At 76.5% G+C, this 9,396-nt stretch carries 7 protein-coding genes and 1 pseudogene; 4 read left to right on the plus strand and 4 right to left on the minus strand.

Annotation, left to right across the window (positions count from 1 at the left end; genetic code table 11):
* Both I6A60_RS39680 and I6A60_RS39685 read right to left on the minus strand, forming a co-directional pair.
* A pseudogene (locus tag I6A60_RS39680) lies at positions 1 to 806 on the minus strand (hypothetical protein); the annotation flags it as partial.
* A 258-nt stretch (positions 807 to 1,064) separates the two neighbouring features.
* Positions 1,065 to 1,718 (minus strand): hypothetical protein, encoded by a 654-nt coding sequence (locus tag I6A60_RS39685; protein ID WP_203018496.1) that lies wholly within the window; start codon positions 1,716 to 1,718, stop codon positions 1,065 to 1,067.
* Positions 1,719 to 2,224: 506 nt separating this feature from the next.
* Between I6A60_RS39685 and I6A60_RS39690 the strand changes: the two genes are divergently transcribed.
* Entirely contained in the window at positions 2,225 to 2,548 is a 324-nt protein-coding gene (locus I6A60_RS39690) for a co-chaperone GroES (protein ID WP_232425482.1), read from the plus strand.
* A 24-nt stretch (positions 2,549 to 2,572) separates the two neighbouring features.
* Here I6A60_RS39690 and I6A60_RS39695 read toward each other — a convergent pair whose 3' ends face one another.
* Both I6A60_RS39695 and macS read right to left on the minus strand, forming a co-directional pair.
* On the minus strand, positions 2,573 to 3,328 hold the full coding sequence (locus I6A60_RS39695; protein ID WP_374113414.1) for a response regulator: 756 nt from the start codon (positions 3,326 to 3,328) through the stop codon (positions 2,573 to 2,575).
* Entirely contained in the window at positions 3,315 to 4,550 is a 1,236-nt protein-coding gene (gene macS / locus I6A60_RS39700) for a MacS family sensor histidine kinase (RefSeq protein WP_203042470.1), read from the minus strand. The genes I6A60_RS39695 and macS overlap by 14 nt, the downstream gene beginning before the upstream one ends.
* Before the next feature lie 162 nt (positions 4,551 to 4,712).
* On the opposite strand from macS, the gene I6A60_RS39705 reads away from it, so the two are divergent.
* The 3 genes from I6A60_RS39705 to I6A60_RS39715 form a co-directional block, all read left to right on the plus strand.
* Positions 4,713 to 5,006, plus strand: coding sequence for a YiaA/YiaB family inner membrane protein (locus I6A60_RS39705; protein ID WP_203018500.1), 294 nt, complete (start codon positions 4,713 to 4,715; stop codon positions 5,004 to 5,006).
* Between the two features lie 490 nt (positions 5,007 to 5,496).
* Positions 5,497 to 5,793, plus strand: a complete 297-nt coding sequence (locus tag I6A60_RS39710) for a DUF4193 family protein (protein ID WP_203011687.1) — start codon at positions 5,497 to 5,499, stop codon at positions 5,791 to 5,793.
* Between the two features lie 335 nt (positions 5,794 to 6,128).
* On the plus strand, positions 6,129 to 9,396 hold a 3,268-nt coding region (locus I6A60_RS39715; RefSeq protein WP_203055862.1), incomplete at its 3' end, for a hypothetical protein.

Here is a 9,396-nt window from a genome sequence, read left to right on the forward strand (position 1 = left end):
CCCGGCTGGCGGGGCGGCGGAAGGAGCGGGTGCCCCCCGGGCAGGCCGGGCGGCGGGAAGCCGAGGCGCGCCGCCGTCGTTCCCGGCGCCGGGAACGCCGGGTTGCCGCTCGCCGCCACGGGCGGTGGGAACGCTGGGTAGCTCTCCCCGGGGGGCGGAATATGCGGCATCGGCCCCGTCGGCGCCGGCCCGGCAGGCGCCGGCCCGGCCGGAGGCGGGGGCGACGGCGGCCCCGAGCGGCTGGTCGCCGGGATGAGCACCGGCCGACCGACCGTCGGCGGCCCCGTCGGAGGTTGGGCACTCGGCGGCGGCGCCGCACTCGGCGGCGGCCCTGCCGGCGGCGGGGGAGCGACGGTGGGGCGCGGGCCTGGTGGTTCCGGCAGGTTGCCCGGCATCATCCGGCCGTCCGGCGCCATGACCGGGTGAGCCCCGGTCGCCGGGCCGCCAGGCCGCCCCGAGTTCATGATCGGCTGCTGGCCCCTGGGCGGCTGGGCGGCCGGGATCGGCTGGGCACCGGTCCGCGGATGGGGGGACGCACCGGGGATCGCGTGAGCGCCCGACATCGCGTTGGTGATGGCCCGGCGGGTGGCGCCGGGCAGGGGACGCGGCGGGGCCACCTCGTCGTCGATCCCCGGAAGCTCGGGCGGCAGACCCGTGACGGCGACGACGGAGGCACAGGGCCAGAGCCGGTCGCAGCCGAGGCAGACGTCGAACTCGTTGGGCTGGTGGAGGTCGATCAGGGCGAGCAGGGAACGGATGTGCTCGATGGTGCGCGGGCCGGCAAGCACCGGACCGCTCCTGATCATGTCAAGTTCCGAGCAGAGTCGACCGTGATAACGCTCGACGTCGGAAACGTCCTGATCCTCCATTATGACCAAGCATGCACCATGCGTCGGCGCGACGCGCGGGCGGTACCCGGCAAGCTGGACGAATCCGCCCCTGACGGGTCACTGCGGCCGGTGTTCGCCCAGGCGCCGGGCCCCTGGCATCCGGCGCGGCCCGGCCGGCGGCCGGTGGACCCGGAGAACGGGTCCCTGGCCGCCGGCCGGGGTGGGCCTGCGCGGCTACGCGCGCTCGGGGCGGACCTCGTCGTTGCGGCGGACCTGACGCATCAGGCCCTCCTGGAGGCGAGCGAACTCCTCGATGTACGGGCTGTCCGCCGGGTTGCCGCCGGGCAGCTCCTTGCCCGGCGCGCCGCGGTCGAACGCGGGCTCGAAGCCGGCATACGGACTGCCGCCACCGCCGCCGGGAAGACGGTCAGGCTGGCCGTTGTCGAACGAGGGGTAGTGATTGCCGCCCTGCTGAGGCGCCCCCCGGTCGGCCGGCGCGTCATAGGCCGGGTAGGACGGCGGCGGGCTCGACGGCCGTTCGGGCGGCGCGTTGTCGAACGCCGGGTAGTGCGAGCCGTTCGAGGGCGCCGAGCGGTCAGGCGCGGACTCGTAGCCGAAGGGCGCCGAGCCGTTGGTGGCCGGCGCCGCGCTGATCGACAGCGGCGACGAACGCAGCGCGTCCGAGCCACCGTCCGGCTCGACCGCCAGGAAGCCGTCGGTCTGCGGGAAGATCCGGGCCGAGAGGCTGACCGACATCGGGTCGCTGCCGTACGTGATCACGTCGACCTGGTCGTCCGGGCCGATGCCCCCATTGCGGGCGAGGTCGACGAACCGGAACAGATCGGCCCAGCGCAGGCCGTCAAGGTCCACACTGATGCGGAGTGCCATTTTGTGTCCCGTCCCGTGAGCTGCGTCGTGTTGCCGACCGGCGCATGGCCGAAGCGTCCCCCGCTGATCCGCGTGCGCCGATCGGCGGGCCCCCGCTCGAGGCGGGATGAGCCGGCTCGTCCGCGGGTGCCTGCCCGCGCCCCCCGGTGTGAATCTGACCAGCTAGGTAAATCTGACCACCTGCGTGGATCTGGCCAACTCCGGGCGATGGGCGGCAGCTTATACCCCGTTGGGAATGTGCCTTCGCGGCGGGCGCCTTCCGGGACATCCGACACCTTCCGGGCGGGCCGCCTCGGCGCGGGCGGAGGACCGCCTTCGGCCGGTTTCCGCCGGTGGCCGGGCGGCCGGGCGAACCGGATGCCGACGTCAGACCAGCGGGGACGGTGCATTGGTCAGCAAGCCCGGCAATGGGACCGGCGACCGGCGGCGACCGTGGGAGTAGTCTGCCGCCCGTGACAAGTCTCTCCGGTGGTGTCAACGGCCTCGGCGGCCCGGCCGGGGTCGACATGCGCTCCGGTTCGCTGCCGATACGGCTCCTGCATGACCGGGTGCTGGTCGAACCGCGTGAGGACTCGATCGACCGGCGCTCCAAGGCTGGCATCGTGATTCCGGCCACGGCCCAGATGGGAAAGCGGCTCTCCTGGGCCGACGTCGTCGCAGTCGGAACCGCGGTGCGCACCATCCAGATCGGTGACCGGGTGCTGTTCGACCCGGAGGACCGCGCCGAGGTCGAGCTGCACGGCTCCACCTATGTCCTGATGCGGGAACGCGACGTACACGCGGTCGCCGCCGAGCGTCTCGACGACGGGCTGACCGGGCTCTACCTCTGACCGGGCTCTATCTCTGACCCGGCGCTACCGCTGGCCCGCCGGCGGCGGATCGTCGCTGATCTCGTCGTAGCCTGCGCGGACGGCGAACCGAGTTAGCTCGACCCGGTTGCGCAGCTGCAGCTTGCTCAGGACGTTGTGGACGTGGTTCTGCACGGTCCGTGGCGAGACGCCGAGCCGGGCGGCGGCATCCTTCGCGGACAGGCCCTTGGCCACCAGGCGCAGTACCTCGATCTCCCGCGCCGTCAGGCTCGGCGCCCCTGGCTCCGCCGGCCGCCTGGCCGCCCGGGACAGGTCACCGAGGACGAGCGCCGCGAGGCCCGCGCCGAACACCGGGACACCGTCGGCGGTCCGGCGCACCGCGTCGACGAGCTCCTCGGGCCGGGCTGACTTGACCAGGTAGCCGGACGCGCCGGACTTCACCGCGGCCAGCACGTCGGCCTGCTCCCCGGACGCGGACACCACGAGCACCGAGCCGGTGAAGCCGCTCTCGTGGCCTGAGCCGAGCAGCGCGCGGATCACCTCGACGCCCGAACCGTCCGGCAGCGACAGGTCCAGCACGACGAGGTCGGGCCGGGTCGCGGCGACCACCCGCAGCGCCTGGGCGACGGACCCGGCCGTCCCGACCACCGGAAGACCGGCCTGGTCCAGGTCGCGGGCCAGCGCGTCCCGCCAGAGCGGATGGTCGTCCACGACCACCACCCGCGGCGGCTGGCCGGCGGCGCGCGTCCCGGTCCGCGGCGCCTCGCCGTGACCTGGGGACACCCCGTCACCTGGGGACACGTAGCTCCACCTCCGTTCCAAGCCCTGGGCCGCCGAGGACGGTGACGTCGCCGCCCAGGTCCCGCACGCGGCCGCGGATGCTGACCGCGAGTCCCAGCCGGCCCGCGGCGGCGGCCTCGTCGGCGCGGCCGGGCGCGATGCCCACCCCGTCATCCCGGATGGTCACGAGCACCTCGTCGCCGTCGTCCTCGACCAGCACCCAGGCGGACGCGGCCGGCCCGGCATGCTGGGCGACGTTGTCGAGCGCGGCGCGCACCGCGGCGACCACCTCGGCGGCGCGGTGGCTCGCCAGCGGCACCGGGACGCCCGGCGTCGCGACCGTCACCCGGGGCACCCCCGGCCGGCCGGGGTACACCGTCGTGCCCAGCGGCTCGTCGGTGGAGCCCGCCGGTGGATGCACGAGCCGGACCAGCAGCTCGGCGAGGTCGGTCCGCGCGCCGGCGTCCGCCGTGTCCGGCGAGATCGGGTCGACGGGGGCCTCGCCCGGGCTGGCCACCCGCAGCAGGTCGCGCAGCACCGACTCCTGCTCGGCGGCGAGCCGGGCGACCTGGTCGGCCGGCATGCCGCGCGGCGCCTCCCGGGCGATCAGCGCGAGCACCTGCAGGACGCCGTCGTGCACGGCCCGGGCGAGCCGCGCCCGCTGCGCGTCGGCGGCCCGCGCGGCGAGCATGGCGGCCACCGCGGCCTCCGCCCGCAGCGCTGTTCGGGTCAGGTACCCGGTGACCGCTCCGGCGAGCAGCACCTGCAGGGTCGTCTTGACCAGGGAGTCGGTCAGCGTGCCCCACTCGGCGAAGAACGCCGCCGCGATGAGCAGTCCGCCGACGACACCGCCCACGGTGCCCCAGACCAGCGCGGCACCGAAGACGCCGCTGATCGCCCAGATCATCGGCAGCGCGTGGCTCGACCGGGGGCCGACCAGCTCCGCGCCCACGACGAGGGCGGCGCACACGGCGAGGTCGGCCAGGGCGAGCGCCCGCAGCAGCCGAGGCCGGGAGCGGGTGGCGGTCGGTATCGCCACGGTCAGGGCCACCGACCAGGCGGCCATCACCCCGATCAGGGCGAGCCCGAGCGCTGGCCGGTCGGCGTAGCGGAGCCGGACGCCGGCCGCGATCGCCGCGTAGCCGAACGCCACCCACCGGAAGACGGCCAACGACCGCCACAGCGCCCCGCGAACGCCGTCCGGGCCGGCCGTGTAGGCCTCCGGGCTGACGGTCGGGAACACCGCTGTCTCCTTTGGTCGTGCCGCCGTGCGTCCGAATGGCGCACCGAGGCCGCCGGGAGCAGTGTGGCAGAACCGGGTGGTTACGCCCTGAGCGTTCTTACTCAGGACTATTCGGGTGTTCGTGCTCAGGCCGGACGCCGGCCGGGTCCCGAAACTGGCCGCATGACTACCAAGGCGCCCTCGTCGCGGGGCACTACCGCGTTCCTCGTCCAGTCGGCCGTCTCGTTCGGGATCGCGCTCGTCGCGGTGCTGTGGGCCGCCGCGCACCTGCCGGGCGACGGGTGGATGCGCGCGTTCGTCTTCCTCGGGTTGCTCTACGTCGTCACGTCGTCCTTCACGCTGGCCAAGTGCGTGCGTGACCAGCAGGAGGCGGCGAACGTGGTCAGCCGGGTCGACCAGGTCCGGCTGGAGCGGCTGCTCGCCGAACACGACCCCTTCCAGGCGCAGCTGCACTGAACATCCAGCTCGACTGACGCTCGATGTGACGGGTCAGACACGAGGAGACCCCGCCGAGATTGGCCCAGGGCGGCTCCCGGCCCGTATCCTTCGCACCGTCCTCGGTGATCCAGGTGTGGTCGGCCCGCTTGGGCGGGCATCGCCATGGCGAAATGCGGACATATGGCGCGGGGATCTCTGCGCGCCAGAGGCGTTGCGTATTGTGACCATCCGATCCCGTTCGGGTAAGCAAGTCCGGGCGTAGCGGTGGCCGCGGCCCAGGCCGGGCGTGCCGCTCGCGAGCGGCGGGCCCGGGATGAACGCCTCGTCTGGCGCGGTGAGATCGTCCCGCCGATAGCGGGACCCCAGATAGCGGGACCCCAGATAGCGGGACCCCAGATAGCGGGACCCCAGATAGCGGGACCCGGATAGCGGGACCCCAGTGGCGGCCGGCCGCCGCGCGCGGCCGGCGCCACCGGCAGTCGGAAGCGGACGGAAGGAAAGGAGAGGCATGGCTCGAGACTTCGACGCCCCACGAGGCGGCGATGGGGACGACGACCTCCAGGAACAGAGCCTGGAGGCGCTGAAGGCACAACGGGTCGGCGCGGCCGCCGACCTGGGCGACGACGTGGACGCCCTCGAGGCGGACCTGGACCTGCCGGACGCCGAGGTGCGCGACGACGAGCTCGCCCTGCGCGTGCTGCCGCGCCAGGCGGACGAGTTCACCTGCACGAGCTGCTTCCTGGTGCACCACCGCAGCCAGCTGGCCGACGTTCGCCGGACGGTCTGCTCGGACTGCGCGGCCTGAGGCGCCTGGGCGCCGACCCGCCTGGCTCCGGCTCGCCCCTGGTTGGCCCAGGTTGGACCGCCTCCCCGGGATTGCCAGGAGAGGCGGTCAATGCCGCCGGGGGCGCCAGCGAAAGCCCGCGGTAGCGACCCGCGACCGCGACAGAGGGTGACCTCACAGCTACCGTACGGTGGGAGCTGGGGGGTGGTGGGATGCCGGGCGAGCGTGACAACGTTCCCGGAGAGCAGGGCGACGGTCCTGGAAAGCAGGGCGACGGTCCCGGAAAGCCAGGCGACGGTCCGGGGGAGCGGGGCGAAGGCCCGGGCGGATCTGGACGCGGCCGGCCGAGTGGTCCGGTGGGCGCGCCGACGCTTCGCGCCGCGGCGGCGGGCCTGCGCCCGCTGCGCAGCCGGCTCACGCCACCAGCGCTGCCCGTTCCTCATGTACCCAGGCCGCGGCTCTGGGAACTTCTCGACGCGGCCAGCGGCCAGGCACTGACGATCGTGCGCGGGCCGGCGGGCTGCGGCAAGACGGCCCTGCTCGCGTCCTGGTACCTCGCCCGCCGCGACGCGCTGCCGGTCGTCTGGCTTCAGGTCGACCCGGCGACCGACGCCGCGCCGGCACCCGCCACGCCCGACGACGGGGCGCCGGCGGCGACCGGCCTTCCCGCGACAGCTCCCGCCGGGGGAACTCCCGCGGCGCGGGCCTCCTTCTGGGAGCACCTGCTCGTGGCCCTGCGCGCCCACCCCGAGGCGGACCCGGACGGCGCGCTGGCCCGGCTGAGCCCGCCGGTACCGGGGGGCGCCAGCGACCTGTTCTGCCGCGAGCTGCTCGACGCGTTGGCCGGCGGCCGGCCCCAGCCGTTGGTGCTGATCGTCGACGACCTCGGGCTCATCGGTGACCCGGCGGACATCGCCGGCCTGGAGCTGCTCGCTGCCGGGGTGGTCGGGTTGCGGCTCGTACTCTCGGGCCGGCGGGTCCCGGTCTCCGCGCACCGGACCCGGGCGGCCGGCCAGCTGACCGAGATCGGCCCTGAGCTGCTCGCGTTCGACGCGACCGAGACCGACCGGCTGCTCGCGGCGATGCGGGTGCCGGCCGTGGCGGCACCCGGCCTGCTGGCCGCGACCGCCGGCTGGGCCGCCGGGTTGCGCCTCGCCGCCGCGGGCCTCACCACCGCCGCCGACCTCGCTGCCCTGACCGCCAGCCAGAACCGGTCGCCCGGCGCGCGCGCACTGGCGGCGGTGACCGCCGGGACGGGGCCGGCGCGGGTCGGTGCCCCGGCCTCGGCCGGCGGCGACCTGGCGGACGCCGACCGGGACGCGGGCACCGAGCTCCCGCTCCCGCCGGCCGCGTTCGCGCCGGTCGCCGAGTACCTGCGGGCGGAGGCGCTCGCGACGTTGCCCGCGCCGGTGCGCCGCCTGCTGCTGCGCACCAGCGTGCTCGACGCGGTGTGCGCGCCGCTGGCCGACGTCGTCGCGGCCGAGCCGGCCGCCGGCGCGCGGCTGCTGGCCGAGCTCGCTGCCGGTGCGGTGCTCGCCGCGCCGCTCGCCACCGCGCCACGGGCCCACGGCCCGGCCACCACCGACGCCGGCTACCCGGGCGACTTCGGCTACGGGACGGATCCACCCGGCGCCGGCGCCCTGGCCGGCTCCGCCCCGGCCGACGACGTCTGCTCGGCCGGCGCGGTCGCGGTCACCCCGACCTCCTGGTATCGGTACCACCAGCTGCTGCGCGGGATGCTGCGCGAGACCCTGCGACGTGACCCCGCCGAGGATGAGGCCGAGCTCAACCTGCGCGCCGCGCTCTGGTACGCCGCGAACCGGCGGCTGGTCGACGCGGCGCGCCACGCCCGCCGGGCCGGTGACTGGCGCTACCTGGCCTGCCTGGTCGCGCGCGGCACCGTCCCGCTGATCCTGCAGGGCGAGCTGCCCGACCTGGCCGCGCTCGTGGGCGGCTTCCCGGACCGTGCCGCCGGCCTCGGCCCGGAGTGCGCCATCACGGCCGCCCTGGCCCGGGTGCTCGCCGGTGACGCGGCGACCGCCGGGGAGCACCTGGAGCTGGCCCGTTCCGGGCTGGCCGCGTTCCCGTCGGCCGGCCCCGCCGGGCCCGGCGCCGCGCGCCACGGCCAGGTCGGCCCGCCGGGCCTGACCGACAGCGCCGGCGCGGCGGCTACGGCTCGGCGGGTGCTTCTCGTCGCGATCGAGGCCGTCGAGCTGCGCCGCGCCGAGCTGGCCGGGGATGTGGAGGCCACCCTGACGGGCGCCCGCCGGGTACTGCGGGTGCGCGTCGCGTCGGAGCTCGGCCCGGCGGCGGGTCTGCCGGACGGCCTGCGGCCGCTCGCGCTGGCCGCCCGTGGCCGCGCCGAGCTGTGGCGCGGCCGGCTCGAGACCGCGGAGGACGCCCTGCGGGTCGCGCTCGCCGAGGCCAGGCGGGCCCGGCTGGGCGGGGCCACCGTCGGCTGCCTGGGCGCGCTGGCGCTCGGCTATGCGCTGCGTGGACGGTTGCGGCAGGCCGACGAGGCCGCCGCCGGCGCCCTCGCCGCCGCCGTCCGGCTGCACGAGGTCGATCCCGCGAGCCCAGACCGGGCGGCGATGCCCGCCACGGACGGCTCGGCCCTTGGACCGGGGGCGACGGCCTTGGGCGCGGGTTCCGGCGACGGCGCCGCGGTACTCGGCCACGCGGTCGCGGCCCGCCGTGCCGCGGATGAGGGCCAGGTAGACGCCGATCGGCTCGCCTGGCTCGCCGAGGCGCCGGCGCTCACCGGAGTCGCCGAGGCGCTGCTGGCCCTGGCGACCGCGGCCGGACATCGGGGGGACACCGCCGGCGGGCTCGGCTGGGCGGACCTCGCCGCGCACGCCGCCGGCGAGTCCGGGCAGCTGCCCGACCTGGTGAATCTGCTGCGGGCCTGGCTGCGGCTCGGCCGGCGGACCGGGGAGGACCTTCGGGCCGCCAGGCGCGCGCTGGCCGCCTTCCCGGCGCGGGAGGCACCGGCGTTGCTCGCCCTGGTGCGCGAGGCGACGCAGGCGGACCTCCTGGTCGCGGGCGGCAACCCGGACGCGGCGCTGCGGCTGCTCGGGGCACCGGATCCGACCGGCCGCCGCGAGCGGCCCACGGCTCGGCTGGCCAGGGGACGCGCTCACCTGGCGCAGGGGGACGCGGCGGCCGCGGCGCTCGCGGTCGCGCCGCTGTTGCGGGCGGACGGCGGCGGTTCGGCGAGCGTCGTCGCCGCGTGCGCGATCAGCGCGGTCGCGGCGGCGCGGCGCGGCGACGGGGCACAGGCGGGCGGGCTGCTCGCCCGGGCGTTCGCGCTCGCCCAGGACGAGCTGCTGGTGCGGCCCTTCCTGGAGCTCGGGCCGGAGATCATGACGTTGACCGACGCACACCCCGGCCTGCCGGACGCGGCGCCGGGCCTGGTCGCCGCGTTGCGTCTCGCCGTCACCCGGGAGGCGCCGCGCCGGCCGGCCGGCGCCCGCCGGCCCGGGGGGCCCCCCCCCCCGGGGGGGCCCCCCCCCCCGGGGGGGGGGCGCGGGGGGGGCCCCCCCCCCCCACGGCCCCGACCAGTCCACCCCGAAGAGCGCCGCGCCGTCGTGGTGTCTCACCCACGGCCAGGCGCACCCGGACGAC

The organism is Frankia sp. AgB1.9, from assembly GCF_016786355.1.
In the GTDB taxonomy this organism is placed as follows: Bacteria; Actinomycetota; Actinomycetes; order Frankiales; family Frankiaceae; genus Pseudofrankia.